20 protein-coding genes are annotated in these 21,450 nt (G+C 45.5%); 2 read left to right on the top strand and 18 right to left on the bottom strand.

Features of this window, described 5'->3' with window-relative positions; genetic code table 11:
- Positions 1-279: 279 nt before the first annotated feature.
- Positions 280-987: a porin family protein gene (locus GFS24_RS16265; RefSeq protein WP_153661031.1), complete on the bottom strand. Its 708-nt coding sequence runs from the start codon at positions 985-987 to the stop codon at positions 280-282.
- Between the two features lie 251 nt (positions 988-1,238).
- Here GFS24_RS16265 and GFS24_RS16260 point away from each other — a divergent pair, with 251 nt between their 5' ends.
- Positions 1,239-4,205 carry a PAS domain S-box protein gene (locus GFS24_RS16260; RefSeq protein ID WP_153661029.1) on the top strand — a complete coding sequence of 989 codons (2,967 nt, stop codon included), beginning with the start codon at positions 1,239-1,241 and terminating at the stop codon, positions 4,203-4,205.
- On the opposite strand, the gene GFS24_RS16255 is transcribed toward GFS24_RS16260, so the two are convergent.
- The 14 genes from GFS24_RS16255 to GFS24_RS16190 all read right to left on the bottom strand — a co-directional run bounded on the left by GFS24_RS16255 (position 4,202) and on the right by GFS24_RS16190 (position 18,782).
- Positions 4,202-5,872, bottom strand: a complete 1,671-nt coding sequence (locus GFS24_RS16255) for an ATP-binding protein (protein ID WP_153661027.1) — start codon at positions 5,870-5,872, stop codon at positions 4,202-4,204. The genes GFS24_RS16260 and GFS24_RS16255 overlap by 4 nt on opposite strands.
- The gene (locus GFS24_RS16250; RefSeq protein ID WP_153661025.1) at positions 5,869-6,975 is read right to left on the bottom strand and encodes a universal stress protein; all 1,107 of its coding nucleotides are present in this window, start codon (positions 6,973-6,975) and stop codon (positions 5,869-5,871) included. The genes GFS24_RS16255 and GFS24_RS16250 overlap by 4 nt, the downstream gene beginning before the upstream one ends.
- An 88-nt stretch (positions 6,976-7,063) precedes the next feature.
- Entirely contained in the window at positions 7,064-8,143 is a 1,080-nt protein-coding gene (locus tag GFS24_RS16245; protein WP_153661023.1) for a porin, read from the bottom strand.
- A 90-nt stretch (positions 8,144-8,233) separates the two neighbouring features.
- Positions 8,234-8,797, bottom strand: coding sequence for a K(+)-transporting ATPase subunit C (locus GFS24_RS16240; protein ID WP_153661021.1), 564 nt, complete (start codon positions 8,795-8,797; stop codon positions 8,234-8,236).
- 11 nt (positions 8,798-8,808) lie between these two features.
- The gene (gene kdpB, locus GFS24_RS16235; protein WP_153661019.1) at positions 8,809-10,857 is read right to left on the bottom strand and encodes a potassium-transporting ATPase subunit KdpB; all 2,049 of its coding nucleotides are present in this window, start codon (positions 10,855-10,857) and stop codon (positions 8,809-8,811) included.
- Positions 10,858-10,875: 18 nt separating this feature from the next.
- Entirely contained in the window at positions 10,876-12,591 is a 1,716-nt protein-coding gene (gene kdpA / locus GFS24_RS16230; protein ID WP_153661017.1) for a potassium-transporting ATPase subunit KdpA, read from the bottom strand.
- Between the two features lie 9 nt (positions 12,592-12,600).
- Positions 12,601-12,678, bottom strand: coding sequence for a potassium-transporting ATPase subunit F (locus tag GFS24_RS29465; protein WP_371731047.1), 78 nt, complete (start codon positions 12,676-12,678; stop codon positions 12,601-12,603).
- A 91-nt stretch (positions 12,679-12,769) separates the two neighbouring features.
- Positions 12,770-13,108 carry a hypothetical protein gene (locus GFS24_RS16220; protein WP_153661015.1) on the bottom strand — a complete coding sequence of 113 codons (339 nt, stop codon included), beginning with the start codon at positions 13,106-13,108 and terminating at the stop codon, positions 12,770-12,772.
- Between the two features lie 158 nt (positions 13,109-13,266).
- A complete protein-coding gene (locus GFS24_RS16215) occupies positions 13,267-14,607 on the bottom strand; it encodes a sigma-54 dependent transcriptional regulator (protein ID WP_153661013.1) in 1,341 nt (446 codons plus the stop codon).
- A gap of 24 nt (positions 14,608-14,631) precedes the next feature.
- Positions 14,632-15,132, bottom strand: a complete 501-nt coding sequence (locus tag GFS24_RS16210; protein ID WP_153661011.1) for a DUF4199 domain-containing protein — start codon at positions 15,130-15,132, stop codon at positions 14,632-14,634.
- 5 nt (positions 15,133-15,137) lie between these two features.
- On the bottom strand, positions 15,138-15,281 hold the full coding sequence (locus GFS24_RS16205; protein WP_153661009.1) for a hypothetical protein: 144 nt from the start codon (positions 15,279-15,281) through the stop codon (positions 15,138-15,140).
- Positions 15,278-17,308, bottom strand: coding sequence for a DNA ligase D (ligD, locus tag GFS24_RS16200; RefSeq protein ID WP_153661007.1), 2,031 nt, complete (start codon positions 17,306-17,308; stop codon positions 15,278-15,280). The genes GFS24_RS16205 and ligD overlap by 4 nt, the downstream gene beginning before the upstream one ends.
- A gap of 17 nt (positions 17,309-17,325) precedes the next feature.
- On the bottom strand, positions 17,326-18,015 hold the full coding sequence (locus GFS24_RS16195) for a DNA polymerase ligase N-terminal domain-containing protein (RefSeq protein ID WP_153661005.1): 690 nt from the start codon (positions 18,013-18,015) through the stop codon (positions 17,326-17,328).
- A complete protein-coding gene (locus tag GFS24_RS16190) occupies positions 18,012-18,782 on the bottom strand; it encodes a Ku protein (RefSeq protein ID WP_153661003.1) in 771 nt (256 codons plus the stop codon). The genes GFS24_RS16195 and GFS24_RS16190 overlap by 4 nt, the downstream gene beginning before the upstream one ends.
- Positions 18,783-18,991: 209 nt before the next feature.
- Here GFS24_RS16190 and GFS24_RS16185 point away from each other — a divergent pair, with 209 nt between their 5' ends.
- On the top strand, positions 18,992-19,360 hold the full coding sequence (locus tag GFS24_RS16185; protein WP_153661001.1) for a hypothetical protein: 369 nt from the start codon (positions 18,992-18,994) through the stop codon (positions 19,358-19,360).
- A gap of 153 nt (positions 19,361-19,513) precedes the next feature.
- On the opposite strand, the gene GFS24_RS16180 is transcribed toward GFS24_RS16185, so the two are convergent.
- The 3 genes from GFS24_RS16180 to GFS24_RS16170 are packed head-to-tail and all read right to left on the bottom strand — an operon-like array spanning position 19,514 to position 21,342.
- Positions 19,514-20,383 (bottom strand): SDR family oxidoreductase, encoded by an 870-nt coding sequence (locus GFS24_RS16180; RefSeq protein WP_153660999.1) that lies wholly within the window; start codon positions 20,381-20,383, stop codon positions 19,514-19,516.
- 17 nt (positions 20,384-20,400) lie between these two features.
- A complete protein-coding gene (locus GFS24_RS16175; RefSeq protein ID WP_153660997.1) occupies positions 20,401-20,958 on the bottom strand; it encodes a ferritin-like domain-containing protein in 558 nt (185 codons plus the stop codon).
- A 3-nt stretch (positions 20,959-20,961) separates the two neighbouring features.
- The gene (locus GFS24_RS16170; protein WP_153660995.1) at positions 20,962-21,342 is read right to left on the bottom strand and encodes a hypothetical protein; all 381 of its coding nucleotides are present in this window, start codon (positions 21,340-21,342) and stop codon (positions 20,962-20,964) included.
- Between the last annotated feature and the right edge of the window lie 108 nt (positions 21,343-21,450).

The raw sequence follows: 21,450 nt of genomic DNA, 5'->3' as shown, positions 1-21,450 counted from the left end.
TAGCCCTAACAAATCAAAATGGAAACCCAACAGGACCAAAACACCCATAAAAAAGGGCTCCAACCTAAAAATTAGAAATCCCTCCCCGGCTCCGCCAGAGCCGAAAAACCCCCAAACCCATACTATTTTACCACCCCAAGAGAAAACCCATCCTATATCACAGGTTCGCCACGCCTTTGACCACCCTTCGATCAACCAAAACCGGTAAAATAGTATCAAAAAGAAGGGCCAACCAGAAAATATCCGGTCAGCCCTTATTATAAATTTAAGCCTTTCCCCTTACAAACCACTCAAAGCAATACCCACAGAAAAAGGACGAACATCCAGATTCGTATTATCCTTAAACAAAGGATTCAGGTTCATCGTACCAAACACCGCAAAATTACCATACCCTACACGAGCAGTAGCCGCAAACCTCCATGGATTAAAAAACCGCCTGTTCTGCTCTTTAATAATGTTCTTCTCACCACCCAGGGTATTCTTGCCCTTGGTATGCGCATTCACCAGCATCCCAGCCTTCAAACCAATAGAAGCCTTAAACCCCGTATTCGCATTATCCGCCACCTGACGATAACGCAGTTCTAACGGAATCTCCAGGTAAGTAGTAGCTACTTTATATTTTTTATACTTATCAGCATTGGTAATGAATTTTACCGCTGTAGAGCTCCCGTTAGACATATCAATGTACTGATCATCCAGGTACATACTGCTGGTACTGATCCCCAAACCCGGTGCCACACTGAACTTAGAATTCTTAAACGGAACATCGTACATGAAAGCCACGTTAAACCCGCGGGATAATCCTTTCGTCTTAACACTATCTGGTTTCTGCGCCCAGCCATCAATAGAAAACTGGATAACAAAGAAGTCCCTGGAGTAGGTAGCCCTTTCGCGAGCCTTACCCATGGCCGCGCCAGCCATATTATCCTGCGCAAAAACACCTGTAGAGGCCGCGATACAACCCAGTGTAAAAAGTAATTTTTTCATAATATGTTTAAATGCTTGGCAAAAAGAATATCAGGCAAATTTAATGGAATGCAAATAAACCAAAGGGTTAAAATATTGCAAAAATAATTCATGGTAATTACCCAACGCCTGATTCACCTATTTTAAGTAAATTGTAAAGCTAGTAGTTATCACACCAAAATCAATCATGTTGTTCGAAACACGCAAGTTGTTTTAAGCCCCCGATAGCCTGAAAAGCCTTACGTGTAGCGCGATTGAAAATAATTGTTTGCATGAAAAAATTCAGCAGCCCCGTCATTATCATTTTTGTCGCTGCCATCATATCCATTGCCTGGTTTGTTTACCACTCCTGGTCCGCCGACGCTTTGGCCATGACCAACAACCAACGCGTCCGTCAGGTAAATGACAAGATCCGCCAGCTGGAACAGATAGCCTACACCGTAAAAACAATGGAATCCGCCGTCCGGGCCTATGTGATTACTGGTGACTCCGGTTTTCTCTACCAGGAGGACTATATGGAAACCCATCTCCGTACCCCCCTCGCAAACCTGGCTGTGTTATACAAGGATAACACAGAAGACACAAAACAGTTGGAATCCCTCCAGGCAGAAATAGAAAAAAAGATCACTTTCTTCAATTATCTGATACAGGCCAACCAGGAATCTCCTGTAATGGCAGGGGCTATGCTCCAAACCAGGAAGCCCGCTACGAATACAGACGCCGCCACTTCGCTGCTCACCAACATGCTCCAAAAAGAACATGCCCGGCTAAACGACCGCCTGAGCAATCAACTGCTGAACCGTACGCCCTACCTGTTTTCAATCCTCATCAGTATCCTCTTTGTAGGTTTCCTCGCATGGGGCTTATACCAACTGGTGAAAATGATCAACAAAGCCGGCGAAACAGAAAACGAACTGCGCCGCAGTGAGAAAAAATACCGCCAGTTAATTGAAGGTGCCGGCGCTACCATGTTCACCACCAACCGTGGAGGGTTCTTCACCTACGTGAACAACAAAGCCCTGGACCTTACCGGTTACAGCGCAGAAGAACTGATGGGCAAACAGTATACCATGCTGCTGGACCCCCCACAGCAAAAAGAACTCCGCACTTTCTACGAAACCCAGGCCTTTGAAGGTCCGGATGATTCTACAATAGAATTCCCCATCCGCCAGAAGAATGGCGAGAAGAAATGGGTAGAACAACAGGTTGTACTGCTCCGGCATCATGGTGTCGTGAAGCAATATCAATGCATCGTAAAGGATATCCATGCCCGGAAAATGATGCAGATGAAACTGGAGAGCGCACAGAAAGAAATAGACATCATCAATTTCAGGTTTCAATCCGTACTCCGCAATTCCCCCTCCGTTATTTTCATCAAAGATGTCTACGGCAAATACCTGCTGGTGAATGAACGTTTCGAAGAAGTGTTCGGCATCAACAGAGAACATATCCTGGGCCGGACAGACAAGGAATTCCCGTCCAAACTGAAACCGGAGAAATATGCGCCGTCAGACAGGGAAGTGGTCCTCCACGAAAGACCTGTTGAAATGGAAGACATGCTCGAGATCAATAACGAAACTCGTTATTTCTTCATCACAAAATTCCCTTTAAGAGATCACACCAAACGGGTATATGGCCTCTGCGGTATTGCCACCGATATTACAGACAGGATAGAACATGAACATGCACTGATCTCCGCGAGGAAAAAAGCAGAACACGCGAGGAAAACACAGGAAAGGTTTATGGCGAATATGAGCCATGAGATCAGAACACCGCTGAATGGAATTATCGGCATCTCCAATCTTTTAAAACAAACAGAAGTAAAGCCTGAACAAAAAGAATACATCACAGATATCAAGGAATCCGCCAACAACCTGCTGGTACTGGTAGAAAAGATCCTGGATTTCTCTCATCTCAATGCCGGCAAACTAACGCTCTCCCGCATAGATTTCAATCCCGCCCATGTGATCAGGAAAGCTCTGAACAGCAAACGCGAAGAAGCAGAAAACAAAGGGTTACAACTAGCATTAGACATAGATCCAGAAATGCCAGAAACCGTAATAGGCGACCCCTCCCGTCTTCATGATGTGATCGTTAGCCTGATGGATAACTCTGTAAGATTTACAGAACAGGGTAGCATCCATCTGGCCGCACAGATCAGCGCAAAAGATGAAGAGAAAATAACTTTCTCCTTCGAATTGAGGGACACCGGCATGGGCATCCCCGATCATTTACACGAAGAAGTATTCGAAAGTTTCTCCCAGATCCATGGCAGCGATGATCGAAAATATGGCGGTGCCGGCCTCGGATTGGCGCTAACGAGATCATTACTCAAACTACAGCAGGGCCAGATCAGTGTACATAATAATGAAGGCGGGGGAACGCTTGTCCGCTTCTCTGTTCCTTACCATTTGTTTGCCGTACCACAGGAAATACCCTCCGAAACAGGAAACCATCATCTGCCCCCATTGTATGGCAAATCCATCCTGGTGGCGGAAGACAATATATTAAATCAGAAAGTAGCCCAGCGCACATTAGCAGGGGCTGGCGCCACAGTAGAAATTGCAGAGAACGGAGTAGAAGTATTGAATAAGCTTGAAGGAAATAAATACGATTGCATCCTGATGGATATCCAGATGCCCACGATGGATGGATTACGCGCCACACGGCAGATAAGAGATCAGGGCTTAGGCATCCCCATCATTGCGATGACAGCCTCTGCATTAAAAGGAGATAAAGAAAGATGTCTGCTGGCCGGCATGAATGATTACATCGCCAAACCCTTCATCCCTAATGTGCTCTTCCAGAAGATCCTGGAAGTACTCGGAGAAAGAGATCCCGAATTCGCCAACTTCAATGGCCTGGATTACGAAGAACAATCACACCGTCCATTCATTGATCTTCATTACCTCCGTGGCATTGTAGACGATGACCCCGATGCAATGCTTGACCTCTTAAATACTTTCCTGGAAAGAACTTCCGGCATGTTCGACAATCTGCAGAACAGCGCACAGCTGGAAAACTGGGACGACGCTCTTCAGCATGCAAGCCTCTTACGCAGCAGCTTTATGATCGTGCGCATAGATCCTTTATCAAAGATCATCCTCGAAATTGAACATAATGTAAGGAACAAAACTTACCTGCATACCGTTTTGCCGGATATCAACCTGGCCATTAAGATCTACCTGGATGCGCAGCTGATCTTAAAAAAGGAAATGGAGCAAATAAAGAAGAACTAATATAACGGCAGGGAAAACCAAAAACGACTCCCTTTGCCCAGTTCACTTTCCACCCCGATGGTACCGCCCTGCGCTTCAATAAATTCTTTGGCGATGGCAAGCCCAAGCCCACTGCCTTTGGTATCTTCAGAAGAAGATCCCGGCACCTGGAAGAAACGTTCAAAGATCCTGCTCCTGAAAGCAGGGTCAATTCCCTTTCCATGATCACGCACGCTGAAATGCAGTGTACCCGTTTCCGTTTGTAACACATCCAGTTCCACATCTGTACCCACAGCAGAATACCGGATGGCATTCGTCAACAGGTTCACCAACACCCAGGCACTTTTTTCTGCATCCGCCGCAATCATCGGAGAGCCGGGAGGTAAAGTAGTACGGATATTCACCTGTTTACCAAAAGCCTGTTTCTGCACTGTATCCAATGCATACTGCACAATATTCTCCGGTGGCACCGGTTGAATTTGCAATTGAATATTTCCGCTTTCTACACGCGAGAAATCCAGCAGATCACTCACCATGCGGATCATTCTCCGGTTATCCTGCCGGATGCTCTCCATTAATTCTTTTTGTTCGGTGGAAAGGGGACCGGTACGTTCATCTTCCAGTAACTTAAGACTGAGGTCCGTAGCCGCCAGTGGCGTTTTTAACTCATGAGAAATAGTAGCAATGAAATGTGTCTTCGCCAGGTCCTGTTCTTTAAAAGTAGTGATGTTCTTAAGGATCATAATGTACCCGATCTTCGCCCCTTCATGATGAATATCCGCCATCTCCCTGGTAAAAAAACTTTCCTTGCCGTTCACCACGATCTTCACCGGACCACCTTCCTGCTGATTCAATAAGTATTTCAGCAGATCATTCCGTTTAGATATTTCAGAAGCCGCCCAACCGATCACATCCTTCTCCGGCATATTGAGTAATTGCAATGCCTCCGCATTCGCAAAAAGAATAGTGCCTTTATTATCTACGCCAATGGTGGCATCTTTCAAACTACTGATCACCGCTTCTGCCCGTTTCTTTTCAAACATGATGCGGGCCAGGTTACTATGTTCATATTCATCCAGTTTCTCTGCCATGGTATTAAACGCATTCGCCAACTCTCCAAACTCATCCAGGGATTTGAAATGCAACCGCTGCTCATATCTTTTCTGTGCAATGCCTTTGATCCCTTCCGTTAGTTCATGAATAGGATTGGCAATATAACCGGGGAAGTTATACACGAATGTGATCCCCAGTACAAAACAGGCCCCGCTGATGAGGGCAATATAAAGGATGGCTTTGTCTGCCGCATCTTTTGTGCTTTCATTTTTCCGGATGATGGCCTTCATATTTAATTCCATGATGGCATACAGGTCATTCCGGCACTGCGGCACGGAATCCTTAAAATGTTTCGCCGCATTCATAGTAGCAATCGCTTCACCCGGCTCTGTTACATTCACCTGCTGTTTTTTAAGGTTAGCCAGAAAAGCAGCCTCATTCACAGGTGTAGCATCCAGTGCCTGCAACATATTCTTGGCATATTCCACAGATTCATAGTTATCCTGGAGAATAGTGCGGGCATCCCTGTTCACGCGGTTGAGGTAATAATAGCCGAGTACGCTCACCAGCATCAGCATGGCGAAGAGGAATAATACCCCGATAGTGATCTTTGATTTAAGTCCTAACCGCTTCATGATAATATAACTAAGTCAATTTCATTTGAGGATAACGTTTTCAACAACTGGGAGAAAACATTTGTTCGCAAAATAATGCCAAACAAGCTGATATGCGGTTTTCCGATACACACCGTGGTGATTTCTTTTTCCTGCGCCGTTTTTATAATAGCACTGGCGATATTCGAATCTTGCACCCGCAATACTTCTGCACCCAGCTCTGTAGCCAGTTTCATATTGTTGATCAGATGCCGCTGGTCTGATAATTTAATGCGGCCCACACTTTCCCGGGGCGTTTGTACATACAGCACATACCATTCTCCATGATAATAAGCCGCCAGTCTTGCCGCCTTCCTAAGCACTTTTTTCGTCACCGCATCATTGCTGGAAATACAAACCAGGAACCGCTCATGCCGCATCTGCTGCCCCCGCGGGATCTCAATCTCCACCTTCCTTTCTACCTGCGAAGCTACTTCTTTCAAGGCCAGCTCCCGCAGCTGCAATATTTTTTCAGATTGAAAGAAATTCTTCAGCGCAGATTCCACTTTGGTAGGATCATAGATCTTTCCTTCCTTCAACCTTGTGATCAGCTCATCCGCCGTAAGATCAATGTTCACTACTTCATCCGCAATCTGCAACATACTGTCCGGCACTCTTTCCTGTACTTCCACACCCGTGATCGTTTTCACCTGGTGGTTGATACTTTCCATGTGCTGGATGTTCACAGCCGAGATCACATTGATCCCTGCATTGAGCAGGTCCATCACATCCTGCCAGCGTTTCTCATTCTTTGAGCCTGGAATGTTCGTATGCGCCAACTCATCCACGATCACCCATTCCGGCGCCAGTAAGAGGATCGCATTGAGGTCCATCTCTTCCAGCATTTTGCCTTTATAGAACACCTGCCGCCGGGGGATCACCGGCAAGCCATCCACTAAAGCCTGAGTTTCTTTCCGGTTGTGGGTTTCAATAAAACCCACCTGTACATTTACGCCTTTCCGCAAAAGAGAATGCGCTTCCTGTAACATCCGGTAACTCTTGCCCACACCAGCACTCATGCCAATGTAGATCTTGAATTGACCCCGGCCTGCTTTATTGGCCAGGTGTAAAAAACGTTGCATCATTTGCAAACGGGTTTAAACCACCTAAGCGCTCCCTTTCCCCCTTAGCGGAGAGGATTGGAAACGCTGTAGAGATGGTTTTGCTTATGGTTTAAAATGACACCGCCAATGAGGCAGTCAACGCTACGTTGCTATTCTTAACTTCCGTATTCTTCGTAAAAATATCATCCTTACTGTTATACAGCTTTCCTTCCAAACGGAACAACACATTACTAACAGGCGCCACGTCAAAGTTCAGGGAATATCCACTGGTCTTAAATCCATTAGGTGTACCCGTGGCAATGATCACTCCATTCTCATCATTGTAATATTCATACCGTGCAGCCAGTGCTACCTTGTCTGTAAAAGCATACTTCGCAATCAGCACAGGGGTATACCAGTTATTCAGATCACTTTCGCCTTTCTTTTTCTGCTCCAGGCCATAATCAAATCCGGCTGTCAGGCTGAATTTATCCGTGATACTAAAGATACCGTAAACATCATTGAAATAACGCATCTGGCGAACGGAATCCGGTTTATCGTTTCCTACAAAAGTGCTCCAGTTCAGCGTTACTTTACTGCCTGGCTTAAACGTGATCTGTGTACCAAAACCTGGTGTTTGGTTACCATCCACCCGTTTGATCCTCTGCCAGCCATTGAGGTACATCGCTGCAAACGTCCATTTATCATTCGGCGTCCAGGTGATCTTTGCACCTGCTTCATAATAAGGAGAATTTTCTGCACCAATGCTGCGGGAGAGCGTCATGTTATCTTTGGTGATAGCACTTTCCCAACCAATGTGAGAAGGCATGATACCTGCATCCACCCAAAGATTCTTACCAATACGCACACCCACATTTGCTTCATAAACATGGCGCATCAGTTCTGATTCCGCTGCCATATTATATTGCGCATAAGTACCCGCCATAATAGAAAGGTTAGCACGCACACGGTCACTGGAATAACTACCCTTCAGGTAAGCCAGGTTTACATTCACCTCATTATGCCGATTGTGATTATACAGGAAACCGGGGCGTAAATGGTTATCCGGTTCGTTAAGATCAAAAGAGTAATAAGCCTCCGCATACCCGGAGAAAGTGAGTTTCGCTTCTTCTTTAACAGGCTGTTGCTCCTGCGCCATTACATGCATTCCCAGGATCGTACCTGCGGCCAGTAAAATTGTCTTCTTCATTTTCTTTTTTAACTTTTAAGGATTTAAAGCGTGCGCTGAACAGACGTTCAGCGCCGCAAGGTTTCTCATAGGCATAGGCGGCTGTGGCTTTTACTTTATATCGTCCAGCGCAATATTCAATTGTAATACGTTCACGGTAGCCGGACCAAACATCCCCAGCAACGGGCCTTTCGTTTGTTCCTTTACCAGTTCTTTCAGCTTCTCTACAGAAATGCCACGCAATGTTGCAATACGTTGTACCTGTACTAAAGCTCCTGCAGGAGAAAGATGTGGGTCCAGACCACTACCGGAAGCTGTAACCAGTTCCACTGGTATCTCAGATTTCTTAACCCCGGGATTGTGTACCAGGAAAGTGTCTATCCTTTCCTGTACTACTTTCAGGTAATCCTCATTGGAAGGTCCTTTATTGGAACCGCCGGAACCTGCGGCATTATAATCTACCGCAGATGGGCGACCCTGGAAGTATTTATCGTCAGTAAATTGCTGACCAATGTTTGCGTAACCTACCACTAATCCCTTGTGAGAAACGGTTACCCCATCTCCTTTACCGGGTGCCAGTTTAGACACGCCTGCAATCAGCAGGGGATAAATTCCGGCCGTAAGTATTACCAGTACGGCTGTCAGTTTTAAAGCAGGCAAAAAATATTTTTTCATGATTGCTAATATTAATAGAATAAGGAAACCACCATGTCGATCAGCTTGATACCAATGAAGGGGATGATCACACCACCTACACCATAGATCAACAGGTTGCGGCGTAATAATGCACTCGCACCTATTGGTTTATATGCCACACCTCTCAGTGCCAGCGGTATCAATAATGGAATGATGATGGCATTAAAGATCACCGCACTCAGGATAGCCGTTTCCGGACTATGCAGATGCATGATGTTGATGCTTTGTAAAGCAGGTATGGAAAGAACGAATAAAGCAGGTACGATAGCGAAGTATTTTGCCACGTCGTTTGCAATAGAGAAGGTAGTAAGCGTACCTCTCGTCATCAGCAACTGTTTACCAATTTCAACGATCTCAATCAGTTTAGTAGGATCATTATCAAGGTCTACCATGTTACCTGCTTCTTTTGCAGCTTGTGTACCACTGTTCATAGCCACTCCCACATCTGCCTGTGCCAGTGCTGGTGCATCATTGGTACCATCACCCATCATCGCCACCAGTCTGCCTTCCTGTTGTTCCTTACGGATATAGTTCATCTTATCCTCCGGTTTGGCTTCTGCGATGAAATCATCCACACCAGCTTTCTGTGCAATGTATTTTGCCGTCAGTGGGTTATCACCCGTTACCATCACCGTTTTCACACCCATCTTACGAAGACGTTCAAAACGTTCCTGGATACCAGGTTTGATAATGTCCTGCAACTCGATCACACCGGTTACTTTATTATTCACAGACACTACCAGTGGCGTACCACCATTATTGGAGATCTGTTTTACCTGTTGTAAGGTTTCCGCAGGGAACTCATTACCGGCCTTTACAGACAGGTCACGAATAGCATCATAAGCGCCTTTGCGAATTCGGGTACCGTCTGGCAGATCAATACCACTGCTGCGTGTTTCCGCTGTGAACTTCACCAGCGACGCACCATTTACAGATAATTTATTCACCACTTCCTTGCCCGCCAGTTCTACGATGGATTTACCTTCCGGTGTTTCATCTGCTAAAGAGCTCAGTGCACTGGCACGGATAAATTCCTCACTGGTAAAACCATTCGCCGCATAGAAATTCGTGGCCTTACGGTTACCGATCGTAATGGTACCGGTTTTATCCAGCAACAGTACATCCAGGTCACCTGCAGTTTCCACTGCTTTACCGGATTTAGTGATCACATTCGCTCTTAAAGCACGGTCCATACCAGCAATACCTATCGCGGATAATAAACCGCCGATGGTAGTGGGGATCAAACAAACAAACAATGAAATGAAGGCTGCGATGGTAATGGGTGTATTCGCGTAATCCGCAAATGGTTTCAGCGTTACACACACGATGATGAACACCAGTGTGAAGCTGGCCAGTAATATCGTCAATGCAATTTCATTCGGTGTTTTCTGACGGGTAGCACCTTCTACCAGTGAGATCATTTTATCAAGGAATGACTCACCCGGTTCAGTACTTACTCTTACCACAATGCGGTCACTTAATACTTTCGTACCACCTACCACACTGCTTTTATCGCCACCCGCTTCTCTGATCACAGGAGCACTTTCTCCTGTGATGGCAGATTCGTCTATACTGGCAAGACCTTTCACGATCTCACCATCAGAAGGAATGATATCTCCTGCTTCGCATACGAACAGGTCGCCTTTACGTAAAAGGGAAGAGGATACTACCTTAATTTCATCGGTGAACATATCACCAACAGCCAGGATCTTTTTGGCGGGTGTTTCCTCTCTTGTTTTACGAAGACTCTCAGCCTGTGCCTTACCGCGTGCTTCTGCAATGGCTTCCGCAAAGTTGCCGAAGAGCACCGTGAGCAATAACACGATGAAGATGGTGAGGTTGTAGCCGAAGCTACCTTGTGACACATCTCCGGTGAAAAAGGTGTTGAGCGTAACCACCAGCATAACGATGGTACCCAGCTCTACCGTAAACATCACCGGATTTTTGATGAGGAGCCGTGGATTCAGTTTCACGAAAGATTGCTTTAAGCTTTCTTTCACGAGGTCCGCGGGGAACAGTTTATTATCGTTTGTTCTCATTTTAATTCAGCTTTATCATTAATACAGGGAGAAGTGCTCAGCTATAGGACCCAGCACCAGTGCAGGGAAGAAAGCCAATGCCGCAAGAATTACGATCACCGCAAAGGTCATGATCCCGAAAGTGGCTGTATCCGTTTTCAGGGTACCAGCTGATTCAGGGATGTATTTCTTCTGCGCCAGGATACCTGCAATGGCCACAGGGCCAAGGATCGGCAGGAAGCGGGAAAAGATGAGCACGAAACCTGTACTTACGTTCCAGAAAATATTGTTATCACCCAGCCCTTCAAAACCGGAACCGTTGTTGGCCGCAGAAGATGTGTATTCATACAGCATCTCTGAGAAACCATGATAGCCGGGGTTGTTTAACCAGTTGGCCGGTTGCGTGGCCCAGTCGATAGTAGGATGATGTGCGATCATGTAAGAAGAAAGCGCTGTACCCGCAAGGATCAGGAAAGGATGCAGCAATGCAACAAGCGCTGCAATCTTCACCTCTTTCGCTTCTACTTTATGCCCCATGAATTCAGGTGTACGCCCTACCATCAATCCGGATATGAATACCGCAATGATCACGAAGACGAAATAGTTAAGGAACCCTACACCACATCCTCCGTAGAAAGCATTGGTCATCATACCCACCATTTGCATCATACCCGTCAGTGGCATGGTACTATCATGGAAACCATTCACGGAACCCGTAGAAATAACAGTGGTAATGGTACTCCAATATCCGGTGGCTGCAGGCCCAAAACGGACTTCCTTCCCTTCCATGGCCCCCGTTAATTGCGCCACGCCCATTTTTGCAATGGCCGGGTTACCATTTATTTCATACATCATGGATGGTATGAGCAGTATCAGGAACCCTGCCGTCATCACCCCAAATACTACATAGGCAAACTTCTTACGTTGAATGAAGAACCCTAAGGCAAAGATCATCGCAATAGGTATGATCATTTGCGCAACGGCTTCTGTCATATTCGTGAGGTAGGATGGATTCTCCAATGGATGGATAGAGTTAGCACCAAACCAGCCGCCACCATTTGTACCCAGATGTTTGATAGCGATCATGCCGGCAGCAGGACCACGCGAAACACCTATTGTATCATTTTGCATGGTTACAATGGTATCCTTTCCGGCATAACTGGCAGGTGTTCCATTAAATGCAAGGATCAGGGCAATTACTACGCAGATAGGTAACAACAGGCGGGTATTGGTTTTCACCAGGAATTCCCAGAAGTTGCCCAGTTTGGTAGTGGTCTTGTCTTTAAATGCTTTGAGTAATACGATCAACGCAGCAATACCGGTAGCAGCACTCACAAATTGGAGGAAGGTGATCACGAACAATTGTGTAAAATACGTGAGCCCCGATTCGCCGGAGTAGTGTTGCAGGTCACAGTTCACAAGGAAACTGATGGCTGTGTTGAAAGCGAGGTCCGGCGTCTGGCCTGGATTGCCATCCGGATTGAGGGGAAGTTTATCCTGGAAAATAAGCAGGAAGAAAGCATACACAAACCAAAGCATGTTGATGGTAACTAATGCCTTGAGGTGCTGCTTCCAGTTCATTTCCTCTTTGGGATTGATCCCGCAGATCCTGAAGATGAACCGTTCTACCGGATTCAGGAAATCCAGCCAGGTCTTTTCCCCTTTGAAAACTTTGGAGATATACTTCCCCAAAGGTATGGCTATGAGCAGCGTCAGCGCGTAAGTGGCTATGACGCCTAATAATTCTGTATTCATTTTATTGCTTTAGAATTTTTCAGGTTTCAGCAATACATAGATCATGTATAGGAAAACGAGGATGGACAATACAAATAATGCATTCATCATGTTGGTACAGTTTAAATCTTTTCGAAAAAGTCAACCGATTTGTAGATCAGCCAAAAGCAGATAAGCCCGGCTAAAAAGAGCAGTAACATTAACATAGCGTATTTTTTAATTGTTGATTTCTCAGGTGTTTTAAGGACTGCGGCAGGGACTCCTTCACATATTGCTGTGCATCCAGGAAAGGGGAAATACTATAGAGGAATACATCCTCGATCGCATTCTTTAATAACGTGCTTCCGTTCCTGTACAACACGCCAGCCATCGAAAAGCATTTCTTCACTTCCTGTAGCTGTCCTTTGTTGATCAATTGTTTTGTGTAGGCGGTAAAAGTTCTGATCGTTTGCGTAACAGGCCCTGCTTGCTCCAAACCAGGAGATAATTCGGGGATCTGTTGAGCGATTAGTAGTGGGATCTTAGCATCCGGTAACATGGTGTTTAATTTTCCCGGTATATGCCATTGGGGTGCCAAATGCGACAATCCACACTTAACTCATTGGTAATTAACAAACGGCATTAAAAAAGGTTGCAGCTAAAAAAGCGGCAACCATGCAGAAATTGAAGGGTATATGCAAAAATGGGAGTGTGGTCTTATATATTGTACTCCTTAATTTTATTGTATAAAGTAGTTAATCCTATTTGCATCATCTCTGCCGCCTTCGTTTTATTTCCCTTCGCAAATTGCAATACCCGTATAATATGTTGTTTTTCAACATCTGCCAGCGTAAGAGAAGAATGATTCACAGACGCCGGCCCTGCAAACTGAAATTCAAAGGGTAAAGAAGAAGTATCCAACTCTGGCGCATCAGATAAGATCACCGCCCGCTCTATCACATTCCGCAATTCGCGGATATTGCCTTTCCAGTTATGCTGCTGCAACGCTTTCGAAAAAGCCTCACTCATTCCTGTTATTTTTTTACCATTCTTAGGTGCAAATTGTTGGAGGAAGAACAACGCCAGCATAGGGATATCCTTGCTTCGTTCATTCAGTGAAGGTAATGTGATCTGGAAAGCAGACAATCTGTAATAAAGGTCTGCCCTGAAATGCCCTGCTTCTATTTCTTTCTCCAGCTCCCGGTTGGTAGCTGCAATGATGCGGATATTCACCTTAATGGGTTTTGAATCCCCCACTTTATAAAACTCTTGTGTTTCCAGTACGCGCAATAACTTCGCCTGTAACTCTATCGCCATCTCACCGATCTCATCCAGGAAGATAGTCCCGTTATGCGCTTCCTCTAAAAACCCTTTTTTGTCTTTGATGGCACTGGTAAAAGCGCCTGCTTTATGCCCAAAGAGTTCACTTTCCAGGATCTCCCTCCCAAACGCACTGCAATTCACTGCCACAAAAGGTTGCGATCTGCGGGAACTCGCACGATGAATGGCCTGCGCAAAAACCTCTTTGCCAGACCCTGTTTCTCCCAGCAGCAGCACCGTTACATCTGTTGCCGCCACTTTCTCTGCCACCGCAATAGCATCCTTTATTTCCTTAGATTGACCAATGATATTCCCGAAATCATATTTACTCCCGATCTTATTCTCCAGCGAACGGATGCGGAATTGCAGCTGCGCTTTGTCCATGGCCTTACTCACCAACGGAAGGATGCGGTTATTATCATCCCCTTTGGTCAGATAATCGAATGCCCCATTTTTAATGGCCTGCACGCCATCCGCAATATTCCCATAAGCCGTGAGCACGATCACCTCCGTTTCCGGATATAACCGTTTCAGCTCACTGGTGAATTGCACCCCATTGCCATCGGGAAGTTTAACATCAGACAATATCACCTGCACCTCTTCCTTCTCCAGCAGCTTAGCTGCCGCCTTAATATTTCCCGCTTCCAGGATAGTATATCCCTCGAGCGACAATAATCTCCCCAGCAGTTTACGCAACTGCTCCTCGTCATCAATAATAAGAATTTGACCTTTGGACATGCATGCAAAGGTAGGGGGAAAGTACTATTTGGCCGCAGTAGTTTTCTGATCCCGCTTTACCGTCATGGCGCCAATGCCAGCTGCAAGGAATCCCAGCACCAGGTTCATAAAGAGGACATTCGTAACAAGGTAGATCCAGAAACCCTCTCTTTTTGTAACGCTGTATTCACTCAAATGGCCGCCATCAGAGGGGATATCCACGGAATTGCTTACGTTTGGCTCAGTGGCCAGGTGGAAAAAAATAGTGGCAGTAGAGATCATCACAATAGCGATCGCTGCGGTAAGGATGCCCATTGTTAATAAACTTCCGAGGGAAGCCCTGCCTCCCAATGCTTTGTTTGCGTGGATAACGGAGAAGAGTACCCCGAGGAAAAGGATGCCGCTTACAAGATAACCCGTCCAGAGATCGGCGGACCAATGCGTCATGTAAAAGATCATGGTAAAGGCGATGCAAACCAGTGCGATCAGGATACCGTATACCCATGTTAGTTTTAAGGGGGATGAGGAAATGGTTCTTTCTGGCATACGCTTTATTTTTGGTGAGTAATAGCCTTCCGGGCGAAACGTTTCAGCTTGCATTCCAGTTGCTTCAGCCATAACTCCCTTTTAGGCGATGTGAGTATAAATCCAATAAACGTGCCTGTCAACAGGCCTTTGATGAAATACTTGTTCATTTTACCTGCTTTTTAAGAACTGCTTTCAGATCGTTTTTGTCTTTATAGATATTGGCCCAGAGATCTCCTTTCTTTTTAAGCCTGCTTACGGTATTGCCTATATGAAAATCTTTTATGTTTAGTTTTTCATTCACTTCTTTCCAATCTAAAGGAGTAGACACCGTAGCCCCGGGCTTTGGCCTCACGGAATAAGGCGCCGCAATAGTTTGCCCGTGACTGTTCTGCAGAAAATCCACATACACCTTTTTCTTTCGCTGAGATTTTGTACGAACCACACTGGTGATACCGGGTAATTGTGCATTGGTTTCCCTTGCAATGAACTCTGCGAAAAGCCTGCAGGTATCATATTCATATTTTGCGCCGGTAGGAATGAAAATATGCAGACCCCTTGAGCCGGATGTTTTGCAGTAGGAGTTAATGCCGAATTTCTTCAGGATCTCATGTACACACTGTGCTGTTTCCACCACAGCGGAAAAAGGAATGCCTTCCGGGTCCAGGTCTATTACAATATTATCAGGATGTTCTGGTTTGCTGATGCGGGAAAGCCAGGGATTCACTTCAATGCAGCCCAGGTTGATCATATATGCCAGTGTGGCTTTATCATTACACAACAGATAATCTACTTCCTTACCGGTAGATTCAGCGAGGAAGGAAACAGTCTTCAACCAGGAGGGGATGGTTTTTACATCCATATCTTTTTGATAGAAGCTCATGCCGGTAATGCCGTTGGGGAAACGATGCAAGGATAAAGGCCGGTCTTTCAGATGAGGAAGCAGGTGATCTGCTACCTCCATATAATAATCCACGAGTTGCCCCTTCGTGATCTTCTCCTGCGGCCAATAGATCTTCTGCTGATTGGTGAGCACAACGGATTGTTTGTTCAGGAGCAACGTGCGGTCGTTTTCTTTTTTTGATGATTTATCAGCTGCAACTTTTGCTGTCTTTGCCTTTCCCCCCTTAAAAGAAGAAATATCAGACCTCTTTGCCGCCATTGCTTTTCCCCCCTTCAAAGAAATATCAGACCTCTCTGCCGCCGATGCTTTCACGGATCCCTTTGTTTTCTTCGCCGCCACTTTCGCAGCAGCTTTCGTAACAGTTTTAGTAGCCATGGTTTTCCCTTTTATAGGTTTCTCCTGCTTAACACTCTTAGCCGCCTTATCCTCCCGCAATGCCACAAAAATGGGCTGCCGCAGTATCCCATCCTCCGTCCAGCCAGCAAACTTCACCTCACATACCAGCTCTGGTTTCAACCACGTAACAGCCGTATTCGTTTTAACCTTCTCCGCAAAAGGAGAATCCTCCTGTTTATACTTCTGCAAAAGTGCATGCATATCATTCAACCCCTGATCATTAAAACCTCCTCCGCAATGCCCGACATACCGCAGTTTGCTCTTCTCATATACTCCTAATATCAAAGCCCCGATCTTCTTCCTGCTACCCCGCGGCTCCGTGTATCCGCAAATGATCACCTCCTGCCGGTTCAGTATTTTCATCTTCAGCCAGTTGAGCGTCCGCGTCCCTTCCACATAATCACTCGCTCCATTCTTCGCGATGATCCCTTCCCAACCATCCTTCTGTGCTTTCTCAAAGAGCTTATTCCCTTTATCCGCTACATGCGCAGAATATCTAACCAAGGGGTCATCCAGCTGCTTCACCAGTTCCTGTAATAACGTTTTTCTTTCTATGAGTGTTAATTCCTTCAGATCGTGCCCATCCAGGTGCAGCAGATCAAATACTTCGTAAGTGAGTTTCCCTTTTCCGGTAGATTTATAATTCTGTAAAGCCTGAAAATCAGTGTAATTATTGGCTCCCAATATCACTACTTCGCCGTCCAGCACCACATTGTGAGGAATTTTCTCCACGGCAGCCTTAATAGGAGCGTATACTTTATTGAAAGAGAGCTGGTTCCGTGAATACAGTTCAGCTGCTCCATCCTGTACCTGGGCAATAGCGCGATAACCATCCCATTTCGTTTCAAATATCCATCCTTCTCTGTCAAAAGGCTCATCCACTAATGTGGCGAGCATAGGATGATACCATTCTTTTATTTTACTTTTTCGCGTTTGGGCTTTTTTTTTACACCAGTGGCTGCAGCTTTCTTTTTAGGTGCTGCTTTTTTCGAAGCTGCCTTCTTTGGAGCTGAAGCGCCAGCTTTTTTCGAAGCAGAACCCACAGCTCCCTTCTCCGCCTCTCCTTTCCCCTTCGCAATCACCCGCTTCGGCGTATAATCCTCACTGTTATACTCCCTATCCACCGCATACTTATCTTTATGTTTGATCATCAACCACGCATTCTCATCCCTCCCGCCTTTCATCTTCACTAACGCAAATTCACCCTTTAGCTTCTTCCCATGCAACACAACTTTTATACTGCCAGACTTCCATTCTTTCAACGCATTCCCTTTTGGATCGAGCATTTCAAACGTCCCTTTATCCCAGATATACACATACCCTGCACCATAATTCCCCGCTGGTATCTGTCCTTCAAAATCCTTATAATCATAAGGATGATCTTCCACTTCCATCGCCAGCCGTTTATCTGCAGGATTTAAAGAAGGCCCTTTAGGCACAGCCCAGCTTTTAAGCGCACCATTGATCTCCAGCCGGAAATCATAATGCAGCCGTGTGGCATGATGCCGCTGTACAACAAAGATGTGTTTGCCTTCTGCTTTACCGGCAACAGGCTCTGCAGTCTGTTTGAAATCCCTTTTCTGTTTATACTTGGAAAGGCTCATGATACTCGTTTTTTACCACCAAGGCTCGCTTTCAGCTGTTCAAAGATATCCGTACCACGAGTATGCGCTACTTTCAGTTTCTTCACTGTAGTACGTTTACCTGACGCTTTAGCTTTGATGATCTTCATCAGTTCCTTTTTATACTCATCCTTGTATTGGGAAATATCAAATGTCTCTGTGTATTCAGCCACTAGTTTCGCAGCCATGTCCAGTTCTTTCTTGGAGATCTTCACATTAGTGGGGAGGTTTATCTCCGGTTTGCGTATCTCTTCCTCAAAACGAAGACGATGCAGCATGAGATAGTTCTCTTTCGGCCGCACGATCGCCAGGTTCTCATGGTTACGCAGCACAAATAAACTCACGCCTGCTTTACCTGTTTTCTCTAACGTACGTAGTAATAACTCATACGCTTTACCACCACTTTTATCCGGTTCAATAAAGTACGGCGATTCAAAATAGACATCATCGATCTCGACAGCTTCTACAAAAGAAGTGATCTCTATGATCTTACTTTTCCTGGGGCTGGCATCTTCAAAGTCCTTATCATCGAGTACAACATATTCATCGTTGAGATTGTATCCTTTCACAATGTTCGCCCACTGCACTTCCTTTCCCGTCTTTTCATTGATCCGTTGAAAGCGGATGCGGGAATGATCTTTTTTATCCAGCATATCCAGATCAAGATTACTCTCCTGAACGGCGCTGTATAATTTAACCGGAATGTTTACCAGGCCGAAGCCTATACTACCTGACCATACTGCTCTCATAGTATAATGATTTTATACTAATAGGATATCAATCATTATACCAGCAATAAAAAAACCGTCCTGGGACCAGGACGGAATTAGCTTAATAAATATGCATAACTATGGGGGGAATAGATGTTAAATATTTTATAAAACCTATCCAATAATTGCGCCACATTGATGTGGCATGTGTTTTGGATTTATATCATCGAACTAAACAACCTACATTTATGAAAACACCAACTTCAGATAAACCAGGCGAAATGACAACTCTCTCCCAGGTAATGAACAAGCTTCATTCAAAGGGATACGATAATGAATTTAAAATGAGCGACCACGGAAGAATGCAACCTGTAGAAGGGGAACAGATCTATGATCCGGAAGATCTGAAGATCATCAAAACATATCGTTTTGAAGGAGAATCAGATCCTTCTGATAGTGCTGTACTGTACCTGCTGGAAGATAAGGAAGGCCATAAAGGCTATGTGGTAGATGCATACGGCATGTACAGCTCGCATGATGAAGCGGGATTTGATGACTTCTTAAAGAAGATCCCCGTAGAGGATCGTGATGAACAGGCAATCTTTGGTGGTTTGTGAAGATAGATCTGTGTAAAAAAACCGTCTCGGAACAAGTTCTGAGGCGGTTTTTTAATTTAATACGGGTGAACAACCAACAAATAATCACACTGGTTTTTCAATAGAAGGAGCTTTAAAAAAGTTGCCCATTGCAGAACAACCTTACACATGATCTTATCCGTTTACTATCTCTCCTCCGTTAGGATGTAGTATTTGCCCGGTCATATAACTGGCATCCTCAGAAGCGAGGAACACATAACAGGGTGCAACTTCCACAGGTTGTCCCGCTCTTTTCAACGGCACATCTGAACCAAATTCCGCCACATCACCTGCCCTGAAAGTAGCAGGAATTAATGGCGTCCAGATGGGCCCGGGAGCCACCCCGTTCACCCTGATCCCTTTATCCGCCAGCATGGAAGATAAGGAACGCGTAAAACCAACAATAGCACCTTTGGTAGAAGAATAATCTACTAAATGACCGCTACCGCGGTAGGCCGTAACAGAAGTAGTATTGATGATACTGCTGCCACGTGCCATATGTGGTAAAACTGCTTTAGCTAAATAGAATTGTGCAAAGATGTTCACCGTAAAGGTTTTCAGCAACTGCTCTGCTGTAATATCCGTGATGGATTTCTGCGGATACTGCACAGCAGCATTGTTCACGAGGATATCGATCTTCCCGAATTGCTGCACAGTTTGCCGAACAATTTTCTCACAATGTTTTTCACGACCGATATCTCCCGCGATCAATAACGCCTTACGGCCATATGCTTCAATTTGCTCAGCAGTGCGTTTCGCATCTTCGTGTTCATCCAGGTAAGCGATCGCAACATCTGCGCCTTCTGCAGCAAATGCCAATGCAACCGCTTTTCCTATCCCACTGTCTCCGCCAGTGATCACAGCTACTTTCCCCAGTAGCCGGCCACTGGCGGATACGATCTCTCTCTCGGCAACCGGCAGCGGTTTCATCTTAGATTCTATTCCTGGCTGTCTGTTCTGATGCTGCGGTGGCCTTACATCCTTTTTACGATTTGCTTTCTGCATGTTTCCGGAAAAATGATTTATTCAGATAACGCTTCTTCATTCACCGTTGATTCAGCAATCTGCGTCAATAAACTGTCTGCCTCTTTTTCTTCTGCCAGCGTTTGTTCCAGTAAATGAGCTACATCTGTATGCCCCATAATATTAGCCAGCGTACGCAGACTACCATAAGTGGCAATTTCATAATGTTCCACTTTCTGCGCCGCAATGATCAAACCGGCATCCAGCACTGCGGACTCTTCTTCTTCCTCCATCAGTTCCTGCGCTTCCATCACCAGGCCTTCCATGGCTTCACATTTTTTGGCAGTAGCCTTGGCGCCAAGCATTCCAAAGATCTCCTCAATGCGGGTTACATGTCCTTTTGTAGTGGCCAGGTGATCACCTATGGCACTGGCAAGTTCTTCTGATGTAGCCGCTTTCTGCATTTTAGGCAGTGCTTTTACCAGGTGTTTTTCAGCCCAGTATATGTCTTTCAGCTCATCCATGAATAACTTGTGGAATTTGGAATTCTCCATCTTCTCGCCGCCATTCTTTTTTGCAGCGGAAGTCTTGCCGGGGGATGTTTTCTTAGTTGCCATTGTTTATTGTTTTTTATATGGTGTTTCTTTGTTAGGAAATGGGAATCGGTCCCTGCTGTCTACCACGCTATCCTGGTCTTTGTTCCCTGAATCACGGTCATCTTCCACTAACAGGTCCGGGTCTTGTTCTTCTACGTCATTGTTCTCTTCGCTCTCTCCTTTGTCCGGGATCTGCTCTTTGGGCCCTTGTTCGGGAACAGCTTTCGGGTCACCGGGTTTACGGTCTATTTCACGTTTTGGAACTTCCTCCGGTATGTCCGGGATCTCAGGTTTAGGTTGCCCACCACCTTCCCCATGTCTTCCTTTTTCTTCTTCCTTTCCTGGTGGCTGCGGCTGTGGTTGGCCGGGTTTTACAGGAGTGTCCTGATTGGTTAGGCTGTTCATAACTCACAATTTTAAGATGTAAAAAATAGATATGCACTTGCTGCATCACAGGAATAAATATTTCAAACAGCATTCCAATAACGGTATCACATTTGCGTTGAGATAAGA

It is taken from the genome of Chitinophaga sp. SYP-B3965, assembly GCF_009647655.1.
GTDB lineage: Bacteria > Bacteroidota > Bacteroidia > Chitinophagales > Chitinophagaceae > Chitinophaga.
Note: the sequence above shows the minus strand (reverse complement) of the source record. Positions and strands in the feature narration are given on the sequence as shown.